This is a genomic window from Pseudomonas simiae (assembly GCF_000934565.1).
Taxonomy (GTDB): Bacteria; Pseudomonadota; Gammaproteobacteria; order Pseudomonadales; family Pseudomonadaceae; genus Aquipseudomonas; species Aquipseudomonas simiae.
The window spans coordinates 1,276,109-1,298,236 of record NZ_CP010896.1 but is presented as its reverse complement, the minus strand read 5'-3'; the positions used below and the strand labels follow the sequence as shown (position 1 = coordinate 1,298,236).

General features: G+C 59.6%; 29 protein-coding genes. 5 read left to right on the top strand and 24 right to left on the bottom strand.

Features of this window, described 5'->3' with window-relative positions; all coding sequences use genetic code 11:
* Nucleotides 1-81: 81 nt before the first annotated feature.
* From PF1751_RS05780 to PF1751_RS05675, 23 genes are all read right to left on the bottom strand, one after another.
* Nucleotides 82-582, bottom strand: coding sequence for a CinA family protein (locus PF1751_RS05780; RefSeq protein ID WP_010212691.1), 501 nt, complete (start codon nt 580-582; stop codon nt 82-84).
* Nucleotides 583-663: 81 nt separating this feature from the next.
* Nucleotides 664-1,158 carry a lysis system i-spanin subunit Rz gene (locus PF1751_RS05775; RefSeq protein ID WP_010212694.1) on the bottom strand — a complete coding sequence of 165 codons (495 nt, stop codon included), beginning with the start codon at nt 1,156-1,158 and terminating at the stop codon, nt 664-666.
* A complete protein-coding gene (locus tag PF1751_RS05770) occupies nt 1,122-1,679 on the bottom strand; it encodes a glycoside hydrolase family 19 protein (RefSeq protein ID WP_010212696.1) in 558 nt (185 codons plus the stop codon). The genes PF1751_RS05775 and PF1751_RS05770 overlap by 37 nt, the downstream gene beginning before the upstream one ends.
* Before the next feature lie 6 nt (nt 1,680-1,685).
* Nucleotides 1,686-2,693, bottom strand: coding sequence for a contractile injection system protein, VgrG/Pvc8 family (locus tag PF1751_RS05765; protein WP_044286711.1), 1,008 nt, complete (start codon nt 2,691-2,693; stop codon nt 1,686-1,688).
* A gap of 9 nt (nt 2,694-2,702) precedes the next feature.
* Nucleotides 2,703-2,915, bottom strand: coding sequence for a tail protein X (locus PF1751_RS05760; protein ID WP_010212700.1), 213 nt, complete (start codon nt 2,913-2,915; stop codon nt 2,703-2,705).
* Complete coding sequence (locus PF1751_RS05755) at nt 2,908-3,291, bottom strand: phage tail protein (RefSeq protein ID WP_010212701.1); 384 nt, start codon at nt 3,289-3,291, stop codon at nt 2,908-2,910. The genes PF1751_RS05760 and PF1751_RS05755 overlap by 8 nt, the downstream gene beginning before the upstream one ends.
* Entirely contained in the window at nt 3,291-4,751 is a 1,461-nt protein-coding gene (locus tag PF1751_RS05750; protein WP_044286710.1) for a tail tape measure protein, read from the bottom strand. The genes PF1751_RS05755 and PF1751_RS05750 overlap by 1 nt, the downstream gene beginning before the upstream one ends.
* A gap of 5 nt (nt 4,752-4,756) precedes the next feature.
* The gene (locus tag PF1751_RS29620) at nt 4,757-4,882 is read right to left on the bottom strand and encodes a hypothetical protein (RefSeq protein WP_010212704.1); all 126 of its coding nucleotides are present in this window, start codon (nt 4,880-4,882) and stop codon (nt 4,757-4,759) included.
* A complete protein-coding gene (locus tag PF1751_RS05740; protein ID WP_010212706.1) occupies nt 4,879-5,451 on the bottom strand; it encodes a phage tail assembly protein in 573 nt (190 codons plus the stop codon). The genes PF1751_RS29620 and PF1751_RS05740 overlap by 4 nt, the downstream gene beginning before the upstream one ends.
* Before the next feature lie 52 nt (nt 5,452-5,503).
* On the bottom strand, nt 5,504-6,010 hold the full coding sequence (locus PF1751_RS05735) for a phage major tail tube protein (protein ID WP_010212707.1): 507 nt from the start codon (nt 6,008-6,010) through the stop codon (nt 5,504-5,506).
* Nucleotides 6,010-7,176, bottom strand: a complete 1,167-nt coding sequence (locus PF1751_RS05730) for a phage tail sheath protein (protein WP_021492463.1) — start codon at nt 7,174-7,176, stop codon at nt 6,010-6,012. The genes PF1751_RS05735 and PF1751_RS05730 overlap by 1 nt, the downstream gene beginning before the upstream one ends.
* A 2-nt stretch (nt 7,177-7,178) precedes the next feature.
* Entirely contained in the window at nt 7,179-7,352 is a 174-nt protein-coding gene (locus PF1751_RS29180) for a hypothetical protein (RefSeq protein WP_021492464.1), read from the bottom strand.
* 85 nt (nt 7,353-7,437) lie between these two features.
* Nucleotides 7,438-7,674 carry a tail fiber assembly protein gene (locus tag PF1751_RS05725; protein WP_021492465.1) on the bottom strand — a complete coding sequence of 79 codons (237 nt, stop codon included), beginning with the start codon at nt 7,672-7,674 and terminating at the stop codon, nt 7,438-7,440.
* A gap of 9 nt (nt 7,675-7,683) precedes the next feature.
* Nucleotides 7,684-8,436 (bottom strand): hypothetical protein, encoded by a 753-nt coding sequence (locus PF1751_RS05720; protein ID WP_021492466.1) that lies wholly within the window; start codon nt 8,434-8,436, stop codon nt 7,684-7,686.
* A 68-nt stretch (nt 8,437-8,504) separates the two neighbouring features.
* Nucleotides 8,505-9,044, bottom strand: a complete 540-nt coding sequence (locus PF1751_RS05715; protein ID WP_044286708.1) for a tail fiber protein — start codon at nt 9,042-9,044, stop codon at nt 8,505-8,507.
* Complete coding sequence (locus tag PF1751_RS05710) at nt 9,041-9,679, bottom strand: phage tail protein I (RefSeq protein WP_021492468.1); 639 nt, start codon at nt 9,677-9,679, stop codon at nt 9,041-9,043. The genes PF1751_RS05715 and PF1751_RS05710 overlap by 4 nt, the downstream gene beginning before the upstream one ends.
* Entirely contained in the window at nt 9,676-10,671 is a 996-nt protein-coding gene (locus tag PF1751_RS05705; RefSeq protein WP_044286706.1) for a baseplate J/gp47 family protein, read from the bottom strand. The genes PF1751_RS05710 and PF1751_RS05705 overlap by 4 nt, the downstream gene beginning before the upstream one ends.
* Nucleotides 10,668-11,000, bottom strand: a complete 333-nt coding sequence (locus PF1751_RS05700) for a phage baseplate protein (protein ID WP_010212717.1) — start codon at nt 10,998-11,000, stop codon at nt 10,668-10,670. The genes PF1751_RS05705 and PF1751_RS05700 overlap by 4 nt, the downstream gene beginning before the upstream one ends.
* Nucleotides 11,001-11,009: 9 nt before the next feature.
* Entirely contained in the window at nt 11,010-11,621 is a 612-nt protein-coding gene (locus PF1751_RS05695) for a phage baseplate assembly protein V (protein WP_010212718.1), read from the bottom strand.
* 3 nt (nt 11,622-11,624) lie between these two features.
* Nucleotides 11,625-12,140 (bottom strand): hypothetical protein, encoded by a 516-nt coding sequence (locus PF1751_RS05690; RefSeq protein WP_010212719.1) that lies wholly within the window; start codon nt 12,138-12,140, stop codon nt 11,625-11,627.
* A gap of 21 nt (nt 12,141-12,161) precedes the next feature.
* Nucleotides 12,162-12,506 (bottom strand): phage holin family protein, encoded by a 345-nt coding sequence (locus PF1751_RS05685; protein WP_010212721.1) that lies wholly within the window; start codon nt 12,504-12,506, stop codon nt 12,162-12,164.
* Between the two features lie 250 nt (nt 12,507-12,756).
* Nucleotides 12,757-12,954, bottom strand: coding sequence for a hypothetical protein (locus PF1751_RS29165; RefSeq protein ID WP_021492473.1), 198 nt, complete (start codon nt 12,952-12,954; stop codon nt 12,757-12,759).
* 149 nt (nt 12,955-13,103) lie between these two features.
* The gene (locus PF1751_RS05675) at nt 13,104-13,838 is read right to left on the bottom strand and encodes a LexA family transcriptional regulator (protein ID WP_010212723.1); all 735 of its coding nucleotides are present in this window, start codon (nt 13,836-13,838) and stop codon (nt 13,104-13,106) included.
* A 267-nt stretch (nt 13,839-14,105) separates the two neighbouring features.
* Between PF1751_RS05675 and PF1751_RS05670 the strand changes: the two genes are divergently transcribed.
* From PF1751_RS05670 to fdxA, 4 genes are all read left to right on the top strand, one after another.
* A complete protein-coding gene (locus tag PF1751_RS05670) occupies nt 14,106-14,594 on the top strand; it encodes a Panacea domain-containing protein (RefSeq protein WP_010212724.1) in 489 nt (162 codons plus the stop codon).
* Nucleotides 14,587-14,958 carry a hypothetical protein gene (locus PF1751_RS05665; RefSeq protein WP_010212726.1) on the top strand — a complete coding sequence of 124 codons (372 nt, stop codon included), beginning with the start codon at nt 14,587-14,589 and terminating at the stop codon, nt 14,956-14,958. The genes PF1751_RS05670 and PF1751_RS05665 overlap by 8 nt, the downstream gene beginning before the upstream one ends.
* Nucleotides 14,959-15,127: 169 nt before the next feature.
* A complete protein-coding gene (gene mutS / locus PF1751_RS05660) occupies nt 15,128-17,719 on the top strand; it encodes a DNA mismatch repair protein MutS (RefSeq protein WP_042571726.1) in 2,592 nt (863 codons plus the stop codon).
* A gap of 142 nt (nt 17,720-17,861) precedes the next feature.
* On the top strand, nt 17,862-18,185 hold the full coding sequence (fdxA, locus tag PF1751_RS05655; RefSeq protein WP_003208688.1) for a ferredoxin FdxA: 324 nt from the start codon (nt 17,862-17,864) through the stop codon (nt 18,183-18,185).
* Between the two features lie 490 nt (nt 18,186-18,675).
* Here fdxA and apbC read toward each other — a convergent pair whose 3' ends face one another.
* Nucleotides 18,676-19,770 (bottom strand): iron-sulfur cluster carrier protein ApbC, encoded by a 1,095-nt coding sequence (apbC, locus tag PF1751_RS05650; RefSeq protein ID WP_010212730.1) that lies wholly within the window; start codon nt 19,768-19,770, stop codon nt 18,676-18,678.
* A 171-nt stretch (nt 19,771-19,941) separates the two neighbouring features.
* Between apbC and metG the strand changes: the two genes are divergently transcribed.
* Nucleotides 19,942-21,993 (top strand): methionine--tRNA ligase, encoded by a 2,052-nt coding sequence (gene metG / locus PF1751_RS05645; protein WP_021492527.1) that lies wholly within the window; start codon nt 19,942-19,944, stop codon nt 21,991-21,993.
* Nucleotides 21,994-22,128: the final 135 nt, after the last annotated feature.

Here is a 22,128-nt window from a genome sequence, read left to right as displayed (position 1 = left end):
AGTCCTCACGTAATCAATAAGGCCGGGGCGGCCAACACCTGTATAAGTAGACAGTATTGTTCCACAAAGATCGGAGATCGCCTACCCCTGATTTTCTATTTCTGCTGCAGCTCGTCGCAACAAGCCCTCTAGCGCGGCCTTTACCGTTTGTCGGCGGACCTCGTCGCGGTTGCCGGTGAAGTGTTCAACTTCGGCCGTGACGTCCTCGCCCACGCCGAAAGCCAGCCATACAGTGCCCACCGGTTTGTCCGGCGAACCGCCATCCGGCCCCGCCACACCGCTGACGGCAACAGCAAAACGCGCCAGGCTTTTTTCCTGTGCGCCGCGGACCATCGCTTCCACCACTTCCCGACTGACAGCGCCGACTTTTGAAAACAGCATTTCCGGCACATTCAGCTGCCGGGTCTTCTGACGGTTGGAATAGGTGACATACCCCGCCTCGAACCAGGCCGAACTCCCCGGAATCCGCGTGATGGCTTCCGCGATTCCACCGCCGGTGCAGGACTCGGCAGTGGTGACATGGGCATTGAGCACCTGCAAGCGGCGCCCCAATTCAGCAGCCAGTTGAGTGATTTCCTTCACGGTCGTCTCCAGACGTGGGCGGGGGTTCGCCTACCCTACAGGAGCCGCTCGCACGCGCAAGTGACGGACTGTCTCAAGACGCTAACGGGCGACGGCACGCACGTAAGCCTGGCACGCGCGCAAGGCGATCAAGGCGCTGTCACCGTCGTCGGTGATGCCGATAATTCGCTGAGCATGCGCCGGGTCAAGTCGGGCTCGCGGGGCTGCATGAACCACGCTGCCGGGGGCGGTGGAGGCTGGCACCGGACAGCCACTGGAAGCGTCGAGAAGGACTGACAACCGCACATCAGCAGTGGCCAGGCGGTCGCGCAAAATAGCTTGGTTACGTTGGGCATCGCTCAACTCCCGGGCATGTCGTTGATCATCGGCACTGAGCTGTTGCTCAAGGGCCAGCCGCTTATCCTGCTCGACCTGCTTCTGGTACAGGGCTGCCTGCGTCTGCGCTGCCGACAAATGTGCGATCTGCGCCGCGTACCGCCAGGCCTGTACCTGCCACACAACCGCCATCAGCAGGCATACACCGATCAAGCGGCACGCGCCTAAGAAACGCACAACACCGCCTTCGCCCGCGCCCATAACCGCAAGCGATCCTCCAGCCCATTGAGCCCGCCATTGATACGTCGCGTGATCGCAGTGAATTGATCCTTGTCGGCCAGTTCGTTCAGGCCGTTGCGTTGCCAGAACCAAGCCGCCGACTCGGCCGCCCATTGCGGCTGCTCCAGCAACGTCGGTTCCCGCAACAAACGATCATCGCCGAACAGTGCCTGGCTGCAAGACAGGTAATTGCGGCGTCCGGTAATCTGGATCAGCCCCCTGCCCCGGTATTTCTGGCCGTCGCCGTCGGCTTCGGGTGTGTTGCCCAGGCGTGCGGCCAATGCGCCAGTATCGTACTTGCTCAAATATTCATCACTGCCCAGTTCACGCACGTAACGCAATTCGCCGGACTCATGACCGACCTGGGCGAGAAACGCAGCAATGCGCTTGGGTTGACCGATCTCAAACCTGGACATTGCCATGTTCAGTGCGGGCAAAAAAGAGCCCGCTCCAAGGCGGGCTCCCGGCAGGATTTGAAGCAGTTGGGGCAGTGTTATCAGCATGGTTCCTCACTCGGCCGGGGACAAACCACTGGCCTTGATCGCACATCGGTAGCTCTCTTTGCGCTTGCCGCTGGCAGTCACACTGTCGATCGACCAACGACCCCGCATAAAGCCAGGCCAGGACTCGTCCAACAGCAACAGCCCTTCGGCGCCAAATGAGGGGTTTCCAGGGCAGATCACACTGACCTGCAAGCCCTCACGGCCCACTCGACGCATCTCGCCCTCAGCGGCAGTTCTGGCTTCAGCCTCGCTCTGGTAACGCTGCGTCATGACCTTGAACGGCGCGCCCCCCACCTCCACCATGTGTTGTTTACCGGCGGCTGCATCCCACCAGCGCGCTTGGGCGCCGGAGTAGGTCGCGCGGCTGGTTTCAGTAAAGCTGGCGGAAACAAACGCACGATCTCCCGGACGGTTATCACGGGTGATCGACAGCTGCACATCCGGCAAAACCTTGCCAGACAGCGACTTGATCTGCCCTTTGCGGCCCAGCACATACAGCTCGTCGACGGGTTTGGCCACCGCATCGAACCGCTTGGCCAACCGCGTCAAAAACGCCATGTCGCTTTCATTGGTCTGGTCGATATGCTGGATCTGTTCGCCTTCCAAGTCATGTGCCACACGCGGTGAGAAGCCATGGCGAGTGGTCAACTGGCGAAACAGCGCCCCCAGGCTGATCGGCCCGTGACTGGCGGTTCGTCGCTTCTTGAACTCGGGTTCATCAAAAGGCGCTGCCGTCGCCACCAGCACCACGCGCAGCGGAAACAGCGACGGCGTACGCTGAGTGATCTTGAAACGCCCTTTATCCACCAGGCCGGATTCCCGGTAGCCAACGCGCAGGCCGATATGCCCGCCCAAGCCAGGCAACCCTTCAAGGCCTTCGATGTCGAGGGTCAACTTCAACTGATCGGACACGAAACCCGCCAAATCGGTGTGTTCCCACTCCAGTAGCCGCTCGTTGAGCAGCGCGGCGTTGTCGCCGTAAATTTCCACCACCGGTGTAAATCCAAGTGTCATGGTGACTCCTTAATCCCAGGCCGAAACCGGCTGATTGGCGGTCGGTTGTGTCTCCAGTTCAGGCACAATCACGTTGACGCCCGCAGGCAATACCGCGCCCTGTTCGGCCAATTCAGGATTCAAGCGCCACAACACTTCCTCGGCCGCATCATCACAGCGCCCTAGCTCGCGGTAGAGCAGCAGGTTCACCGAATCACCCGCAATACTTCGTACCCTACGCATTGACGAACTCCTCCAGTACCACCGACCAATTGATCACCATCGCCGTACCGTCATCGATGACGCTGGACTGTTTTTCGTCCACCGACTTGATGGTCCACAGCCCCCAACTGAGGCCTACGCCGTCGACCAAAGGCAACGGCACACGAAGGGCTTGCAGCGCACGCAACTCATCCAGCCGCGCCATACCCTGTGCCCGTGCGGCCTTGCCACCAAAGGCGAGCGTTTCGAGCGCCTGGCCGACCTGGCTGGACTTGGGTTTACCGGCCACGATCTCCAGGCTGACCCAACCACCACTGCTTGCACGGTCCAGGGTGTCGTAGGCAAACCCACGGGACAGCCCAAAAATAAAGGTGCCCAATGCCATCTGTTGTCGCATCACGCTACTCCTGTATCAGTCAGGGCCGAGTCACGTCGCGTCGCCAGCAAGCTGTCCATCGGCAACGGCGTGAATTGAGCCTCAATCTGTTGCACCACCAGCGCAGCCAGTTGCTGATAGCTGGCCTGTTCAGGTGCGTTGATCGTGATGTGCGGGGAGAAGGTGAGTTGGCGGTTGTCAGCCTGGGCGTTGCTCAGGTGCTTGCCGACATCTGCAGGCGCCGGCAGACGGTCCCTAGGCCCGAACAGCTTGTCACCGAGCCAAGCGCCCGCCTCACTGCCGAGCAAGCCTCCGATTGCTCCGCCGACAGCAGTCCCCACACCGGGGAAAACCAGCGTGCCGATGGCTGCACCCGCAGAGGCTCCAGCCCAGGCGCCACCGGCCGTGCTGAGGCCGGCGCCGATGGCCTTGACGTCGCCATTGCGTACGCCTTGGGCCACATCCATGGCCGTGTCGACATACCTCAACGGGCCAAGACGGCGGACGGCGGATGACTCCAACTTCGCCAGAGTGCCCGACAACCCGGCCGCCAGGCCTTTGCCCGCACCGCGCATCAGGGGACGGGATGTCGGAAGTGCTGCGGAGGAGGCAAACGACCGACCGGGAAGACCGGTCGCGGCCTGACTCGCACGCGTGCCCTCGAATGGAAGCTGCCGCTGGACCACGACATTGAGTGGAGGCGACACCTTGGCCGCAGGCACAGCACGTGGCGACTTGAGATCCATGGCCCTTCTGACCACGCTGGTCTTGACCTCGCGCGAGCTGGATTGACGGGTCTTGCTACGCGGGCCACGCGGTTTTTTCCGTGTGTCTTTAGGGCGCGCTTTTTCTTGCTCCCTGGCGGTCTTGCCCACACCCTCAGGCACCTGTGACTGCACCGGCTCCAATGATCCGCGAATATCCGGAGGAAGGGCTCCCGTGCAGCAGCACTCCTTACCTTTGTTACCGTCCTTGTCCTCTTTAAGCCACTTCGCGGCCGTGGGATACCCGTCCGCCACGGCATCAAGCGCTTTGCCTGAAAGCCTGTCTTTGGCCTTATCCCACAAACCGCTGACCACCTCCTTGCCGACGAACTTAACGGCATCGGTTCCCATCTCAAGCCCCTGCTCGCGCCAGGAACGGGTAGCAGGCTCGGGCTTTTTTGGCTCACTTGCGCCAGGTGCAGCAGTGACATCAGCTGTCTTGGTTGCCAGCGTTTGTTCGCGGGCGGACAGTGTGCTGTTGAGGGTCTCCAGCGTCTCGCGCAGCCGGACTTGCTCTTGCGTCAAGGCATTGAGGCCGGTACTGACAGTCATCAGCGCCGAAGTGAGCGGCGGCTGCGGCTGCGGCGCAGCCTCCAGGCTCACCGGTGCGGCAAGACCTGCGGTAAACGGTGTGAGCACACTGCCGAGGTCCGCATCGCCGATCATCCAGCGTAAATCCTCCTGGACGAGCCGGACCCCATATTTAGTCTCTTGCATCCCGCTTACTCCTGTTTAACGCCAAGGCGAGTGATCGCGATGTCGTAGCGGCGCAATGCTTTTGCGGCATCCCAATCCAGGATCTCCGCCTCATTGACCGAGTAAACCAGCGGCACCACATCGAGGATCACGTCGATGTCGCGTTGCGAAAGAAAGCCGCCGGTTGATTTAAAAAATCGTCGATGCGCTCCTGCAATTCGGTCCAGTCGGGCACAGTCAGGTTGGCGAGATCGGGGATCATCAGGCCGCTGCAATGAGCGGTGATGAACTCGGCGCGCTCTTTGTTGGTGGCGAGTTTTTTCATCACCTTGGTGGCGCGCAGGGCGGGCATTTCCAGGGACAGCTCGGTGAAGGTACGGCCAGCAGCGTCGAGGGGCTGCAACAGTTGGATGGGCTGGTCGTGGGTCGATTCCGCCTGCCCGTCGAGGAAGAACGATGCAGGACGTGTCGACATCTCATGTACGTATTGGGCGATGGTCACGTAGTCCGGACGCTTGAGTTGGTCGAGCTCTTTTTCCGACAGGCCGGTGGCGAGTTTCGCCAGTTCGAAGAACTGGTCGTCCTCGTCATCACCGGCCCGGGCCAGCGCCTCTTTTTGCGCGGCGTAGTACAGCGGCTTGAGTTGCACCTGCTCGATCGTCGCGCCGGTGTCGGCGGTGATCGGCGAGAGCAGGGGGTGCAGCGGTGGCATCCAGGCCATGGGGTAGCTCCTTGGTGAAGTATGGGGGCGAGCGAACCCGCCCCCGGAGGCATTACGGCATCAGCACGGCGCGGCGCGCATCGCCGAGGATGTCGACGCCGTTGAGCACGAATTTCTGGGTGCGTACGTCGATGTCGATCACCGGAATGCCGTTTTCCAGACGGTTGTAGGTGCGGCAGGAGAGTTCCAGGGTGGTGGTGGCCTTCTCACCCATTTTCAGCTTCGCTTCCTCGAGGGATTTGAGCTTGCCGCCCACGGTGTGATAGGTGAAGTAGGTCTTGCCATCCTGGTCCTGACCGGCCTCGCGAACGTTCAGCAGGATGTCATCACCCAGGCGCACGCCCAACGCCAGCATGATTTCCGGGCCCGCACCTTGGAGGATCAACTTGGCGCCCAGCACCTTGCCGCTCTTGGCCATTTCCTCGGCAATGAAGCGCCCGCCGGACATGGGCTCCATGTCGAACTCAATCTTCGGAGGGGTAAATTCTTCCACCGTCGCGGACAACGGCAGGCCTTGAAGGGTGGCGGCAATGGCCTGTCTGACTCGGTTGGTAAACATTAGAGAACGTCCTCCAGGAACTGCTCGATGATTTCATCGCGGGCATTGAGTTGATAAATCATGTGTTCGTTCGGCGCGTACCGCCCGTAGTCGATGACGATGAACCAGGTGCCGTTCTTGTATTTCTCGACACTGTTCAATTCCGGGTGCAAGTACACGCTGCCGCCGGGGATGGTTTCGTCGGCGACCAGGGTTTGCAGCCAATCGTTGATGCGCTTGACCTCCTGGTCCATGAAGGACTTGGTGAGGTTCTTGGCCATGGCTTTCTGGCCGGCCTTGACCAGCTTGCGGCTGATCGCGTCCTCCAGGCCGACGTAGCTGATGAACTTGCCGGTGATGGAACGGTTACCCAGCAGCGAGAAGCCGCCAAGGATCGTGCGAGCGTAATAGCTCACGCCGTAGCGATTGAGCAGGTCGCCTTCGGTGGACGTGTCGAGGATGTTGTACTCGACGACGCGGGAAACATCCTCTGCGAACGTCACCTGATTGCCTGGGCTTTCCCACTGCTTGACCTTGGCCAGCGCAGCGATCGCCAGGGACGACGGCGCAAGGAACACGTTTTTCTTCGCCGCCTTGGAGTACACCGACGGCATGTTGTGCACCAGCAGGCAACGGTCGAAACCTAGGTCGGCACCGCCCAGCTCGCCGCTGTAGGTCACTTGGTCGGCGACGCTTGCGTCTTTGCCGTCCAGCACCACACGCGCTTTGATGCGCTTGCCGAAGGAGGCAAACTCACCGGCTACAGCTTTAGTGCCGGTGAAGCCTGGGGCACCGATGATGGTCAGGTCTTCCGGCACGCTGGCCAGCGCGGCCAGGCCGAGCTTGCGACCGGTGACCGGCTCATCGCCGCCGATCACATTGTTGATCGTGTCAGCCGGGGTGGCGCCCTCCTCCACGATCACGACGTAGACCGGCACCTTCACGACCTTGAGGATCTGATACACGGCATGAAACAACGTGCCCGACTCAGTACCCGTGGGGTCCAGCAGCGCCTGGGTGGTGAAACTGTTGATGCGGAACGGCGCGTTTTTAGGGATCGACGCGTGTGCCTTCGGCGCAGTGCCGACCAGGCCGATGACATTATCGCCGAGGCCACCCATGGCCTCGGGGGATTCGGTGGCATTCACGGTGATGCCGTTGTGCTCGAAGTTAAGAACCTCAGTCATGGTTAGTCAGCCTTCTTGGGGGTGGAGTTGAGGACGCTGGTCAGTTCCAGACGGCCGGCGGTGCGCAGGGCGGATGCTTCGACGTCCAGCAGTTGCAGTTCCTCGCCGGCGGTGGACCAATGGCCGTTACCGATGGGGAATGGGATGAGGACGGTGTAGGTTTTGCGGTCAGACATGAGTGGAATTCTCCGTGTGTAAAACACCAAAGCCCCTGCGAGGAGGGGCTTTGGGGAGGCGAAAAAAAACCGCTTTCGCGGTGGGTTATTTCAGGAAGGCGGGTTTTTCCGGCCAAATCACCCCATCAGGGTCGGAGCCTTGATCAGGGATATCACGAAGCCCCTGACGATAGGCCACAAACGCAGCGTTATTTTCATCCAACATTGGATAGTCGGGCATCGCCGCATAATCACTGTTAGATAAATCCTGATCACGGGCACTACGAATGACCTGCCACTTAATAAGTGGATGAAGTTCTGCAGGCACAAAAATGGGTTTCATAGTTTCTCCTTAGCTCAAAGCCAACATAGTTCCCCAGTCGCCTGGGCTGGTAACAACACCCGTGCACGCGCCTGCCAACATGACCTCAACGATACCGGAAGCAGAGGTCCGCATTGGATGAAGGTGGTAATAGGCGCCGAACAGGTCACTGGGGGCCACAACCGTAGAGCACCAGCGCCATTTACCCTTTTCTGCCCCAGTACTCCAGGCACCCGCAATGGAACCCTCCAATACCCGGACAAAAGCGCCCAACGTGATATAGGAATTAAGCGGCACCGCGCCCGTTCCATTAGCGAGCGCAGTATCGACCGTATAAGGGAACGCGAGCCAAGGACTAACATCTGCACTTGCCCACTTCAATTGCCACACATTGACAATAGTGCGCCAGTACTCACTGGCCCTGATATCAAACCCAGGATATTGCTCGCGCACATCCGACTGGACCTGAAGCATAAAGTCCACGTCCGCTTGTGGGCGCCCTGTAGCTTGAGAGGTAGTGGTGATTGAACGAAGCTTGTTGCTGGTAACCTCGCTGTGAATACCCCAGTTTTCGATCAACTTCCCATCGGCACTAGGGTACAAGTTGAAGTTTTTGGTCACTGCAAGCCTGGGCAAACGGCTTTTCAGATCTAAAAGTTGTGCATCGTAGGCACGGCGAGCATCCGCAATCGCCTTATCTATCTCACCCACCTTACCAGTGATGACACTGGTCAGATTATTTGCCGCGCTAACGACGGAAGCCAGTTGCTGTTCTGTACTCAAAATATGAACTCCTTATCTGCTTTGATCACTTAGTGACTCCTCAATGGCCAACACTAAAACACTCACCATCAAACACCGGCCTTGCTCTCAAGTTTCATTACTCGAAACAAGAGCCCGACACCTCTGGCCATATTGTCAACACTGGCAGCCGAGAGCGTCGCCAACTCATCGACGAGCAATACATTGAGGTTTTCACTCCCCACCACAATCGTCACGCTGTCCGCCGGCAACGGCGAAATATCCAACGTGAACTTTTGCAGTACTCTCGCCGCTGCCGCTTTATACGTCAGCAACTTCCCTGCCACGGAGTACACCGCCAGCAAAGTCCCGCTGGCGAGATAAAACCCGAACTCGCCAATTTCATACTCACCCTCGCCATCAAACAGCGCGGCCATCCTGAGTTGTCGGTCGCCCAGGTCCTCGTAATCCACGATGGCGACCCGTTGGCGCTCATCACGCAGCGCCACTTCCGTGCCGTCCGGGTTGTAGCGACCGGTGCCGGCGCCGATGTGGGTGATTTCGCCTTTCAGGCCCTGGTTCTTTGCCTGCAGCACTTCATCCAAACCTTTGGAGGTGAAGCGCACCAGGCGCGTAATGTCATCTGTCATGGCTGCGCCCTGAGGTCGTAGTCGTTAATGGTGTAGTGCTGGGCAGCCCCAGCACTGTTCAGTCGGGCAACCAACGCCAACTCCGGCAACGCGCCGTGCAGGCACAGCTCGCCATCGCTCAAAAGGGCGTGGAGGACCTGAGTGAGCGCAATTCGACCTTCGGTTTCATGCACGATGGTGATCGTCGCCTGGTCCCGCTCGCTCTTGGCTGCGTTGATACGACGGATCAGTCGATTGTGATCGCCACGGGACCAACTGCGCCCGATGATGGCCTGCACGTCGAAGGTGTAAGGCTTCTCCATCGGACGCTGCTGATACCACGCGCTGATGTTGGGCGTGAACCCCAGCGATTCCACCGCATAACTCAACGCTTTCGGCGTGCCGGCTTGGCGCTGGATCTGCCAGGACAAGGCCACAGTGATGCGCTTTTCGGTGGCGCTGGCATCCGCATCCCACTCACTCACCCCTCGATCGGCGGCAAGGTAAGGAAGAAACTCGGCAGGCGTTTGCAGTGGATCCATCAACGCCGGAAACGGCGGCATTACGCGGTCGAGCAGCTTGCCAAACCCCAGGTCCAACGCCTTTTCCAACGGAGAGCTATTGGCCGGCAACAAGCTCGCTTTAGGCTCACTCATAGCGTACGCACCTCCACTTCGACACCCGTGCAATACGGCGCCTGGAACGCGCTGCCAATAACCGGCACCAGAGGCTCAAGAATCTGCAGCTGCGCAGCCCCTGCACTGTGAATCGCATAGTCAATCCAACTCGGATCCACCCGCCCTTCCAGCCGATGACAAGACTCTGCGTAGTCCTGCAGCAGTTTCTGCGCAGCGACTTGAGTGAGTCCCGAATCCGGGCCGGCGTTGATCTTGGCGACCACACGGATTTTGTACGGCAGGATTTGCGCACTTTGCACGCTGACCAAGTCAGTCTCCGGTCGCACATCCGGCCGTGCGAAATGGCGACGAACGCCGTCAAGCAAATCGGCAGATGGCGTACCGTCGCCCTCACGAGAAAGCACGGTGACCATGACTTCGCCGGGCGCTGTTCGACGCCCATTGCCATCTTTGACCTGGGCCGCATAGCCGTCCGGATCAAAGGTGTAGCTGACCGTCACCACGCCCGGCGTTGCGCTTTGCACTTTCACCGACGGCCGCTCGCCGAGGGTGAACACCTCGCGCCGATACTGCATCCGCGAGCCCGCCGCCGGAGCATGGGGCGCCAGGTAGTAACGCAGGCGAGCGTCGTCATCACTTTCCAACGTCGGCGGCACAGGCGGGAAAGCGGCCGGGTCGCCGGGGTCGAGCACCTGGCGTTCCAGGCCCATGTCGGCCAGTCGAGCATCCAGGTTACTGCCAGTGGCCCACCACGCCAGCATCTGCTTGATGCGGGCGTTGTACTTGCGTTCGTGGGTTTGCAGGCGCACGCAAAACGCTTCCAGGGCCAGGGTCAGCAGTTCGCTTTCATTGTCGAGGCTGACCTTGAGTTTGGCCGCGCTTTGCGGCGCACGGTTGGCGACGTAGTCGACGACGAAGGCCTTGAACTCGGCCAACAACGGTTCGAACTCATCCACGGCGATGATGGCCGGTTCCGCCAGTTGGTTCTGGCCAGGGATCAACATGCTCATGTCGCGACCTCAAAGGTTTGTTGGCGGTTTTTCCAGGTACCGGCAAAACGCAGCAACAGCCCGGCGCCCTGACGGGTGGCGACGATGATCTGGGGTTGAAAGTCGGCGATGCCGTTCTGGGTGTTGTAGAACGCCTGCGCGGCGTGGCTTTGGGCGAGGATCAGCAGGTCATCCCCCAGGTTCTGGCCAAGCAGTTGCGGGATCAGCGAGCCGTACAGCGGGCGTTTCTGGCGAGTGCCCAGGGGGGTGGTCAGCGCTCGGGTGGCGCGCTGTACGAATTGCAGCCAGTCGTCGACGACTGCCCCGGTGTTCCTATCGATTCCGATCATGGCAACTCCTTATGCGCGGCTGATCACGCGGCCCTGGTGATCCACCACCGGGCCGCTCAAATGTACACCGGCGGCATCCAGCAACACGCCGGTGACGCCGAGTTGCAGGGTGATGCTCTGGGCATTCAGGGTCAGGCTGGCGGCGCCAACCTTGACGTCGACCTGCTCGCGAGAGCCACTGAACGTAGTCGGGCCGTTGACCCAGTTGAAAATGTGACTGGCGTCGTCGTAGTCACTTTGGGTGCCGTCCTGATGGCGACGCCGCGTCAGCGAGGCAACGTCGGACACGGGTGGAAAGAGACTACTGTTGAGGCCGAACAAGGCGACGGACTGCGCGCCTCCTTCCCCGCCGCCGTAATTGAGCAGCAGGCATTGTTCGCCCACAGAGGGGATGCGGGTTTCGGTTTGCGCCCCCGCACTCGGGTTGAAAAACTGGATCGCCGGGCTGAGCAAATCACCGTGGCTGACCTTGCAGGTATTAGTCGCGGCGTCGACCTCCTGGCACACGCCAATCCGGCAGAAGCTATCTGCACGTCGATACAGGTCTTCCAACTGGGCTTCCATTTCTGCCAGGCGCTCGACAATCGGCCCGAGTTGCATGCGTAGCAATGCATCAAACATGGATTACTCCTGCAGTGGGCGATATTGATCCGGATCGTTGATGTCAGAGACTTCCCAGGTGCGGGCAAATAACGGCTTGCCTGTAGGATCCTCGAGCAGCAACGGACCGAGATAGAGGTTTTGGGTAAAGGAAACCGTCCAGGTGTCATAGTCCGTTTCCGCACCGGAGCGCGCGGAAGGGGCAGCGACAATTGCGGTAGGCAGGTCGCACTGATCAGGCGGCAGGCCCCAGCGGTTATCCAGGGCCAGGTCCATCAGTTGGCTGGCCAGATCGCAAGCATCAAAAGGTGCCGACCCACCGGCAACCATGACCCTGAGTGAAACCGACAAGGCGTGCGCCTTGCGCCCTGCAAGCGAGCGAATGCCAGGGCCGTTGCGCTCCACGCTGATCAAAATGCCAGTTTTATCGCCCGTTCCAGGAAAGTCATGGTGATTGCCTACGCGCAGTTGTGGGAAAGCGCTCTTCAGCGCCTCCCCAATCGCCACGGGCAGTTGGGAAGGTTTTTCGAGAAGTGTCATCTGCTTGCATCCTTGCAGCGGTTACTGCTGATCCGGGCGAGAAGTTGGGGTCTCGTCGACCCCGATGCGCTTGGCGGCCCAGCGTTCATAAAGGCCGATGGCCATGTCGGCGCCGGCCATAGCGGTCAGGCAGCCAATGGCGCCGGCGGTCCAGATCGACATGCCGGCGGCGTAGCACAGCATCAACGCTGAAACGCCGCAGACCATGCATGCTCCGGACCGCAAGGCCAGGCGCCGTACCAGTGACCAACCGCGGGCTCCCTCCTTGTCGGCGCGCCACATTTCGCCGGATACACCACCGATCAGGGCCAGTACGATCACCAGCCAGATAGGCATTTCCGCTAACGCTTGCTGCTCGTTTGTCATGTCACGCCTCCTGGCTGAGCACTCCCGGCACAGGGCCGGCTCTTGGGTAAATCCATTTATAGGTAGGCATTCCAAAAAGCCCGGTCGCCCGGGCTTTTCAGTAATGCGGTCCATATTCGAACGTTCGGCGCTACTGGCGCGGTACGGTTCTTTCCTGAGATGTTTTTCCGACCACGATCCTTGTCTGCCGGATAACTGCTTCTGGTGCTTTACGCTGCACACCCGGGTCAGTTGCCAACCCTCTGAACCGTTAAGGCCGGTTCATCGCTGCCTGTTCTTTTAAAGCGGTGAAACTAAAGAGCGTCGGCATCCTTGCCGGTGTTGCTGGCTTCCTTGCCATCGCTCGGATGGCGTCCTTGCCGGTGTTGCGTGCCTTCCTTGTCTTCCTTGGCAGCATCCTTGCCGCCTCCACCACCTTGTTGGCTGGCTTGAGACGAAGAATATGCATGTATGCATATACAGTCAATGCACAAATGCATTTATTTTTACCGCACAAATGCACGAATGCATTTTCGACCTTATGGGCAGCGGGTTTGGTGGTTTTTCACAGACGAAAAAAAGCCCGCTCGTTGGCGGGCTTCGTCTTACAGAAGAAGGTTAACGCGCGTACATGCCCCACCAGAACACATGGCCGAGGATGCTGATCTGCTCATCCTGAATATCCTGGAAGCTATAGTCCTCATCCGGGTGCTCATCGCGATTGAAACTGCGCAGGCGAATCCCGGAAGGCAGGCGATAGAGCTGTTTCACCCGTAACTGGCCGTTGTGGTTGATGGCATACAAGTCGCCATCAACGATATCGCCAATGCCACTCTTGCCCGCATTCACCCCGACCGTCGCGCCATCACGCAGCACCGGCAACATGCTGTTGCCACGCACCGTCACACACTTGGCCTGGTCGAACTGCACGCCGTTATGACGCAGGCTGCGCTTGCCGAACCGCAAGCTGGCCTTCTCGCTTTCCTCGATGACGAATCTTCCTGATCCAGCAGCCAATTCAACCTCGCGCAGAAAGGGGATCGACACCTCGTCGTCGTTAACGGGCGTGTCGTCATCCCACAGGCTTATGTCCTTGAGTTCCGAATGCATCGGGTCGCGACCGTCCTCCCGCGAAACGCCAACTGCCGCGCGCCCGCGCAGCTGGTCAGTGCTGACGCGGAAGTACTCTGCGATGCGGGAAATATGCTTGTCCGACGGATCAACGATCTTGCCGCTGAGGATCCGGGACAGCGTGGATTGAGGCACGCCGGTACGCCGGTGAAGCTCCGTGGGGGAGATCCGGTCGCGGTCCAGCAGTTCGCGTAAGACGATAGAAACGTTGCGTTTTTGCATAACGTGGATAGTGCCGGGGGTTTTTAGCATTGGCAAATGCTAATTTGCATAATTTATGCATTCATCCCTATTGCGCTGGAATTTGACACAAAATACTGGCTATGCAAACAGTGGTCTACTCACTACTATCCACCACACTGGATACAGCTTTTCAAACCAGGCCGGGAAACAACACGACATCAGTCAGCCGACGTCATTGCATGTCGACAAGCCCGAGCCTATATATGAGACTCTGTAATAACGTAGCCAGCCATTCCGGAGGTGCTCATGGCCTATTCAGCTCTAGCTGTTGCTAACGCCTTCATTGAACGCGCCAAGGAAGGCAAGCTTGCAGGCTTGACGCCCATGAAGCTTCAAAAGCTGCTGTTTTACACCCAGTCCTGGCATCTGCGTGAAAGGGAGCTCCCCCTTATGGATGACCACTTTGCCCGCTGGCAATACGGCCCGGTCATTCCATCGCTTTATCATGAGCTGAAATCCTACGGCAGCCGCCCGGTGACGTCGCTGCTCAGCAACCTTAAGCCCGACGTCGAAGACATCGTCTTCGTAACCCCGAGAATTCCTGAAAGCGACACCTACGCCCATCGTTTGATTGACCGCATTATCAATAAATACGGCAAGTGGTCGGGCACCCAACTGTCCAACCTCTCCCACGAGGAAGGTACCGCCTGGGCACTCAGGGGCGCGGATGGTTCCGCCATTGACTGGAAGGAAATGGCGCAGCTCATTCACCCAAAGAGCCGCAACCGTGAATGAGGAACTCGACACCCTGGAACTGACCCTGCCCCCCGCATCAGGGCCCGACCAGGACTCCCAACCCGGAGGCGAGCAGGCAGTAGGCGCTGACGACGAAAGAAACCAAAACCTGAAAGATCAGAAGGCTGAACGGCTGCTGCGCAAGAAATATGCGGGGCGTGCTTTCTGGTTTGCTGCGTGCGGCGTGATCTTTTGGGCGGTGTTACTTGTGTGGAATGGTTGGTCAACGTACTACTCCGGCAAAGCTCCCTTTTCCGATAACGTGTTGATTGCTATTACTACCGCAACCTCAATCAACTTGTTTGCCGCTTTTCTCGGCGTTATCCGAGGCTTGTTCCCCGCCAGTGGCCGCAGGGCAAAATAGCGGCTCTTACAACCTGCTCTCCGCCCCTGACTTTCGTCCTGCACTTTACTAACCGTACGCGACCTGCGAAGCCCCGACCTCGCGTGTTAACCTTGCGCCCATCGCAAAATCGCAGGGCGGAATGCCCCACATTTGCCCCACTCCTTTCAACGAATTTGCCTACGACCCAATGAGTAAAACCACTTCAGACCTGTCCTCCCACACCCCAATGATGCAGCAGTACTGGCGCCTCAAGAACCAGCACCCTGATCAGCTGATGTTCTACCGCATGGGCGACTTCTACGAGATCTTCTACGAAGACGCGAAGAAGGCCGCCAAGTTGCTGGATATCACCCTGACAGCGCGCGGGCAGTCGGCAGGGCAGTCGATTCCGATGTGTGGGATTCCCTATCATTCGTTGGAAGGCTATCTGGTCAAACTGGTGAAATTGGGCGAGTCCGTGGTGATCTGTGAGCAGATCGGCGATCCGGCCACCAGCAAGGGGCCGGTGGAACGTCAGGTGGTGCGCATTATTACGCCGGGGACGGTGAGTGATGAGGCGCTGCTGGATGAGCGCCGCGACAACCTGATTGCAGCGGTGTTGGGCGACGAGCGCCTGTTCGGCCTGTCGGTGCTGGACATCACCAGTGGCAACTTCAGCGTGCTGGAGATCAAAGGCTGGGAGAACCTGCTGGCGGAGCTGGAGCGTATCAACCCCGTGGAGTTGTTGATCCCGGATGATTGGCCGAAGGATCTGCCGGCTGAAAAACGCCGTGGGGCCAAGCGCCGTGCGCCGTGGGACTTCGAACGCGATTCGGCGCTGAAAAGCCTGTGCCAGCAGTTCTCGGTGCAGGACCTTAAAGGCTTCGGTTGTGAAACCTTGACCCTGGCCATCGGTGCAGCAGGTTGCTTGCTGGGCTATGCCAAGGAAACCCAGCGCACGGCCCTGCCGCATTTGCGCAGCCTGCGTCATGAGCGTCTGGACGATACCGTGGTGCTCGATGGCGCAAGCCGTCGCAATCTGGAGCTGGACACCAACCTGGCCGGCGGGCGTGACAACACCCTGCAATCGGTGGTCGACCGTTGCCAGACGGCCATGGGTAGCCGCTTGCTGACCCGCTGGCTGAACCGTCCGCTGCGCGACTTGAGCGTGCTGCAGGCGCGTCAGACGTCTATTACTTGCCTGCTGGACGGCTATCGCTTTGAAAAGCTGCAGCCACAGCTGAAGGAAATCGGCGATATCGAGCGCATCCTGGCGCGTATCGGTCTGCGTAATGCGCGCCCGCGCGACTTGGCGCGCCTGCGTGATGCCCTCGCAGCCTTGCCACAGTTGCAAGCGGCGATGACCGAACTGGATACGCCGCACCTGCAACAGCTCGCGGTCACGGCCGGTACTTACCCGGAACTGGCGGCGTTGCTGGGAAAAGCCATCATCGACAACCCGCCGGCAATCATCCGCGACGGCGGCGTATTGAAGACCGGTTACGACAGCGAGCTGGACGAACTCCAAGCCCTGAGCGAGAACGCCGGGCAATTCCTGATTGACCTGGAAGCCCGCGAGAAAGCCCGTACCGGCCTGGCCAACCTGAAAGTCGGCTACAACCGCGTGCACGGTTATTTCATCGAGTTACCGAGCAAGCAGGCCGAGTCGGCGCCGATCGACTATCAACGTCGCCAGACACTGAAAGGTGCCGAACGGTTTATCACTCCCGAACTGAAAGAATTCGAAGACAAGGCGCTGTCGGCGAAGAGCCGCGCCCTGGCTCGGGAGAAGATGCTCTATGAAAACCTGCTTGAAGACCTGATCAGCCAGTTGGCGCCGCTGCAGGACACCGCCAGCGCCCTGGCCGAACTGGATGTTCTGAGCAACCTGGCCGAACGTGCATTGAACCTTGACCTGAACTGCCCGCGTTTTGTCAGCGAGCCGTGCATGCGCATCGTGCAAGGTCGCCACCCGGTCGTAGAGCAGGTGCTGACCACGCCGTTCGTCGCCAACGATCTGTCGCTGGACGACGATACCCGCATGCTGGTGATCACCGGTCCGAACATGGGCGGTAAATCCACCTACATGCGCCAGACCGCTTTGATCGTGCTCCTGGCGCATATCGGCAGCTTTGTGCCGGCGGCCAGTTGCGAGCTGTCCCTGGTGGATCGCATTTTCACCCGGATCGGTTCCAGCGACGACCTGGCCGGTGGCCGTTCGACGTTTATGGTGGAAATGAGCGAGACCGCCAACATCTTGCACAACGCCACCGAACGCAGCCTGGTGTTGATGGACGAAGTGGGCCGGGGCACCAGCACCTTCGACGGCCTGTCCCTGGCCTGGGCGGCGGCCGAGCGCCTGGCGCACTTGCGTGCCTACACCCTGTTTGCCACCCACTACTTCGAGCTGACTGTTTTGCCGGAGAGCGAACCGCTGGTGGCCAACGTGCATCTGAACGCCACCGAGCACAACGAGCGTATCGTGTTCCTGCACCACGTACTGCCGGGGCCGGCCAGCCAGAGTTACGGCCTGGCCGTGGCCCAACTGGCGGGTGTGCCGAATGACGTGATCACCCGCGCCCGCGAACACCTCAGCCGCCTGGAAACCACGGCCCTGCCCCATGAAACGGCGGTAGCCAGCCCCGCCAAAGCCTCCAGCAAACCGGCCGCACCGCATCAAAGCGACATGTTCGCCAGCCTGCCCCATCCGGTACTGGATGAGCTGGCAAAGCTTGACCTGGATGACTTGACGCCGCGAAAAGCGCTCGAAATGTTATATGCACTGAAGACTCGGATATAACGCTAAGGCTTGCAAGCTGGTAGACTCTCGCGCGGTTTGGGATGCTGCGGGCTTTTAGCCTGGCCTGCAGACTATCGCTCCCGAACCTCGCGAGCCCTGCCACAAAGGGTTTCGCTGCCGCCGCCTGAGGAGAAAATTAGAAATGACCTTCGTCGTTACCGACAACTGCATCAAGTGCAAGTACACCGACTGCGTCGAAGTGTGTCCGGTGGACTGCTTCTACGAAGGCCCGAATTTCCTGGTTATCCACCCGGATGAGTGCATCGACTGCGCCCTGTGTGAGCCTGAATGCCCGGCCGTCGCTATTTTCTCCGAGGATGAAGTCCCGGCAGAGATGCAGGAATTCATTCAGTTGAACGTCGAGCTGGCGGAAATCTGGCCGAATATCACTGAACGCAAAGACCCGATGCCGGATGCAGCGGAGTGGGATGGCAAAAAAGGTAAGATTGCAGACCTCGAACGCTGATAGCGTCGCCTCCCAAAAGGCCCCTTGCGGGCCTTTTTGCGTTTCTGGAAGGTGGGTTTCACTTTCCTGCAGGCAAAAAAAAGGGGCGGTATGACCCGCCCACATTTTTTCCCTAGTCCCTGTATTCCTTTTCATCATCCTGATGAATCGCATCCTGCGACGTTCCTTCAACCATCGGTCCTTGATGGCTGTGCCAATCCGTGGACACAGGACTGATGTTAGAGAGTTCCAAAGGAAGTTCAACGGGTTCCATTCCTATGGCAGGCAGACTTTCGCGCTCAACACCCGTTAATTAATTGTTATCTTTCAATAAGATAGAAAAATCTTTCGACTAAATAGGACGTACTTGGCGGGTAAAAAAACCAAACGCTTACGAAAAAGTAAGCAAATGCTTACACGACCAATTGCGTAAATGAGAAATCTCTCCCTTTGTCGCCGTCCAGACATGAAAAAGCCCCGACGCTGTCGAGGCTCTTTCCCTTCCAGATTCTCAGTCGTCGCTGACCGTGATCGTCGGCATCGCTGGCGCTGCGGCTTCCTGCAGCACAATACGTGCGCCCACATGACGGGCAAGCTCTTGATACACCATAGCGATCTGGCCATCAGGCTCCGCCGCAACAGTCGGCTTGCCGCCGTCAGCCTGCTCACGAATCCCCCTCGACAATGGCAGTGAAGCCAGCAACTCCACGCCGTACTGGGTGGCCAGCTTCTCGCCACCACCTTCGCCGAACAAGTGCTCGGCGTGGCCGCAGTTGGAGCAGATGTGCACCGCCATGTTCTCCACCACGCCCAGCACCGGGATATTGACCTTGCGGAACATCTCCACGCCTTTCCTTGCGTCGAGCAACGCCAGGTCCTGGGGCGTGGTGACGATCACCGAACCGGCGACCGGGACTTTCTGTGCCAGGGTCAGCTGGATATCACCCGTGCCTGGCGGCATGTCGATCACCAGGTAATCAAGGTCGCCCCAGGCGGTCTGGGTGACCAATTGCAGCAAGGCGCCGGAGACCATCGGTCCACGCCAGACCATCGGCGTGTTGTCATCGGTGAGGAAGGCCATGGACATCACTTCCACGCCCAGGGACTCGATCGGCACGAACCACTTCTGGTCCTTGACCTTCGGTCGGGTGCCCTCGGCGATGCCGAACATCACGCCTTGGCTCGGGCCGTAGATATCCGCGTCGAGAATGCCCACGCGTGCGCCTTCGCGGGCCAGGGCCAGGGCCAGGTTGGCGGCCGTGGTGGATTTACCCACGCCGCCCTTGCCGGAGGCCACAGCCACCACGTTCTTGACGTTGGCCAGGCCCGGGATCTGCGCCTGGGCCTTGTGCGCGGCGATTACGCATTGGATATCGACCTTGGCAGAACGCACGCCGTCCAAGCCTTCGATGGCCATCTGCAACATCTGCGCCCAGCCGCTCTTGAACAGGCCGGCGGCGTAGCCCAGTTCCAGCTGGACCGACACCTGGTCGCCCTGGACGTCGATGGAACGCACACAGCCGGCACTGACCGGGTCCTGGTTCAAATAGGGGTCGGTGTATTGGCGAAGCACGGCTTCCACCGCTGCGCGATTGACGGCGCTCATGGGCTACTCCCGAAAAAGACTGACTGAAACAGGCGGCTATCCTAACCGTTCCAGCGGCGTAACGGCATGCTTTCGCAGGTCAGGAAGATTCTGAAACAGCGTCACGGGGTGAAATATATTTCCCGGCGCTTTATAGTGGCCGACCTCCGTTTCATCAAGTAGCCGAGCCCCATGTCCGAGCCACGCAAGATCCTCGTCACCAGCGCCCTGCCCTATGCCAATGGTTCCATCCATCTTGGCCATATGCTTGAGTACATCCAGACCGATATGTGGGTGCGCTTCCAGAAGCATCGCGGCAATCAATGCATTTATGTCTGCGCGGACGACGCCCACGGTTCGGCCATCATGTTGCGCGCCGAAAAGGAAGGGATCACCCCGGAACAACTGATCGCCAACGTGCAGGCTGAACACAGCGCCGACTTTGCCGAGTTCCTGGTGGATTTCGACAACTTCCATTCGACCCACTCCGAAGAAAACCGCGAGCTGTCGAGCCAGATCTACCTGCGCTTGAAAGAAGCCGGGCATATCGACCAGCGTTCGGTGACCCAGTATTTCGACCCGGAAAAGAAAATGTTCCTGGCCGACCGCTTCATCAAGGGCACCTGCCCGAAATGCGGCACTGAAGACCAGTACGGCGACAACTGCGAGAAATGTGGTGCGACGTACGCGCCCACCGAACTGAAGAACCCCAAGTCGGCGATCTCTGGCGCCACCCCGGTGCTCAAGGACTCCCAGCACTTCTTCTTCAAGCTTCCGGATTTCCAGCAGATGCTGCAAACCTGGACCCGCAGCGGCACCTTGCAGGACGCCGTCGCCAACAAGATCGCCGAATGGCTGGACGCCGGGCTGCAGCAGTGGGACATCTCCCGCGATGCGCCGTACTTCGGCTTCGAGATCCCGGGCGAGCCGGGCAAGTACTTCTACGTGTGGCTGGACGCGCCGATCGGCTACATGGCCAGTTTCAAGAACCTCTGCGACCGCACGCCGGAGCTGGACTTCGACGCGTTCTGGAACAAGGACTCCACGGCCGAGCTGTACCACTTCATCGGCAAGGACATCGTCAACTTCCACGCACTGTTCTGGCCGGCGATGCTTGAAGGTTCGGGCTACCGCAAACCGACGGGCATTGCGGTGCACGGCTACCTGACGGTCAACGGACAGAAGATGTCCAAGTCTCGTGGCACCTTCATCAAGGCGCGCACCTACCTGGACCACTTGTCGCCGGAATACCTGCGCTATTACTACGCTTCCAAGCTGGGCCGTGGCGTCGACGACCTCGACCTGAACCTGGAAGACTTCGTGCAGAAGGTCAACTCGGACCTGGTCGGCAAGGTCGTCAACATTGCCAGCCGTTGTGCCGGATTTATCCACAAGGGCAACGCAGGCCTGCTGGTGGCCGAGAACGCTGCGCCGGAACTGACCGACGCTTTCCTGGCCGCCGCACCCAGCATTGCCGATGCTTATGAAGCCCGCGACTTTGCCCGCGCCATGCGCGAGATCATGGGCCTGGCCGACCGCGCCAACGCCTGGATCGCCGACAAGGCGCCGTGGTCGCTGAACAAGCAGGAAGGCAAGCAGGCGGAAGTCCAGGCGATCTGCGCCACGGGTGTCAACCTGTTCCGCCAACTGGTGATCTTCCTCAAGCCGGTGCTGCCGCTGCTGGCTGCCGACGCCGAGGCGTTCCTCAATGTGGCGCCACTGACCTGGAACGATCACGCCACCTTGCTCAGCAACCATCAGTTGAACGAGTTCAAGCCACTGATGACCCGCATCGACCCGGTCAAAGTCCAGGCCATGACCGACGCTTCGAAAGAAGACCTGGTCGCCAGCCAGACCGATACCGGTTCGGCTGCACCCGTTGGCAATGGCGAGTTGGCCAAAGACCCGATCTCTGCGGAAATCGACTTTGACGCTTTCGCCGCGGTGGACTTGCGTGTCGCGCTGATCGTGAAAGCTGAAGCCGTGGAAGGTGCCGACAAGCTGCTGCGCCTGACCCTGGACCTCGGTGGCGAGCAACGCAACGTGTTCTCCGGGATCAAGAGCGCTTATCCGGACCCGTCCAAGCTCGATGGTCGCCTGACCATGATGATCGCCAACCTCAAGCCTCGAAAAATGAAATTCGGCGTGTCCGAAGGCATGGTGATGGCGGCCGGCCCTGGTGGGGAAGAGATCTACCTGCTCAGCCCTGACAGCGGCGCCAAGCCGGGTCAGCGCATCAAGTAATCCTGCAAGGTCTGTAGGTGTGGTTGTGGTGAGCGGGCTTGCCCGCGCTGGGTCGCGAAGCGGCCCTACACCACGCACCCGGTTCTATCTGTAAAACCGCGCTGGCAATGATAGGCTGCTCTGCAGCCCATCGCG

Coding starts and splice junctions, on each gene's coding strand:
- PF1751_RS05775 (WP_010212694.1), bottom strand. CDS start 1,158: ATGGGCGCGGGCGAAGGCGGTGTTGTGCGTTTCTTAGGCGCGTGCCGC.
- PF1751_RS05770 (WP_010212696.1), bottom strand. CDS start 1,679: ATGCTGATAACACTGCCCCAACTGCTTCAAATCCTGCCGGGAGCCCGC.
- PF1751_RS05765 (WP_044286711.1), bottom strand. CDS start 2,693: ATGACACTTGGATTTACACCGGTGGTGGAAATTTACGGCGACAACGCC.
- PF1751_RS05760 (WP_010212700.1), bottom strand. CDS start 2,915: ATGCGTAGGGTACGAAGTATTGCGGGTGATTCGGTGAACCTGCTGCTC.
- PF1751_RS05755 (WP_010212701.1), bottom strand. CDS start 3,291: ATGCGACAACAGATGGCATTGGGCACCTTTATTTTTGGGCTGTCCCGT.
- PF1751_RS05750 (WP_044286710.1), bottom strand. CDS start 4,751: ATGCAAGAGACTAAATATGGGGTCCGGCTCGTCCAGGAGGATTTACGC.
- PF1751_RS05740 (WP_010212706.1), bottom strand. CDS start 5,451: ATGGCCTGGATGCCACCGCTGCACCCCCTGCTCTCGCCGATCACCGCC.
- PF1751_RS05735 (WP_010212707.1), bottom strand. CDS start 6,010: ATGTTTACCAACCGAGTCAGACAGGCCATTGCCGCCACCCTTCAAGGC.
- PF1751_RS05730 (WP_021492463.1), bottom strand. CDS start 7,176: ATGACTGAGGTTCTTAACTTCGAGCACAACGGCATCACCGTGAATGCC.
- PF1751_RS29180 (WP_021492464.1), bottom strand. CDS start 7,352: ATGTCTGACCGCAAAACCTACACCGTCCTCATCCCATTCCCCATCGGT.
- PF1751_RS05725 (WP_021492465.1), bottom strand. CDS start 7,674: ATGAAACCCATTTTTGTGCCTGCAGAACTTCATCCACTTATTAAGTGG.
- PF1751_RS05715 (WP_044286708.1), bottom strand. CDS start 9,044: ATGACAGATGACATTACGCGCCTGGTGCGCTTCACCTCCAAAGGTTTG.
- PF1751_RS05710 (WP_021492468.1), bottom strand. CDS start 9,679: ATGAGTGAGCCTAAAGCGAGCTTGTTGCCGGCCAATAGCTCTCCGTTG.
- PF1751_RS05705 (WP_044286706.1), bottom strand. CDS start 10,671: ATGAGCATGTTGATCCCTGGCCAGAACCAACTGGCGGAACCGGCCATC.
- PF1751_RS05700 (WP_010212717.1), bottom strand. CDS start 11,000: ATGATCGGAATCGATAGGAACACCGGGGCAGTCGTCGACGACTGGCTG.
- PF1751_RS05695 (WP_010212718.1), bottom strand. CDS start 11,621: ATGTTTGATGCATTGCTACGCATGCAACTCGGGCCGATTGTCGAGCGC.
- PF1751_RS05690 (WP_010212719.1), bottom strand. CDS start 12,140: ATGACACTTCTCGAAAAACCTTCCCAACTGCCCGTGGCGATTGGGGAG.
- PF1751_RS05685 (WP_010212721.1), bottom strand. CDS start 12,506: ATGACAAACGAGCAGCAAGCGTTAGCGGAAATGCCTATCTGGCTGGTG.
- PF1751_RS29165 (WP_021492473.1), bottom strand. CDS start 12,954: ATGCATATTCTTCGTCTCAAGCCAGCCAACAAGGTGGTGGAGGCGGCA.
- PF1751_RS05675 (WP_010212723.1), bottom strand. CDS start 13,838: ATGCAAAAACGCAACGTTTCTATCGTCTTACGCGAACTGCTGGACCGC.
- PF1751_RS05670 (WP_010212724.1), top strand. CDS start 14,106: ATGGCCTATTCAGCTCTAGCTGTTGCTAACGCCTTCATTGAACGCGCC.
- mutS (WP_042571726.1), top strand. CDS start 15,128: ATGAGTAAAACCACTTCAGACCTGTCCTCCCACACCCCAATGATGCAG.
- fdxA (WP_003208688.1), top strand. CDS start 17,862: ATGACCTTCGTCGTTACCGACAACTGCATCAAGTGCAAGTACACCGAC.
- apbC (WP_010212730.1), bottom strand. CDS start 19,770: ATGAGCGCCGTCAATCGCGCAGCGGTGGAAGCCGTGCTTCGCCAATAC.
- metG (WP_021492527.1), top strand. CDS start 19,942: ATGTCCGAGCCACGCAAGATCCTCGTCACCAGCGCCCTGCCCTATGCC.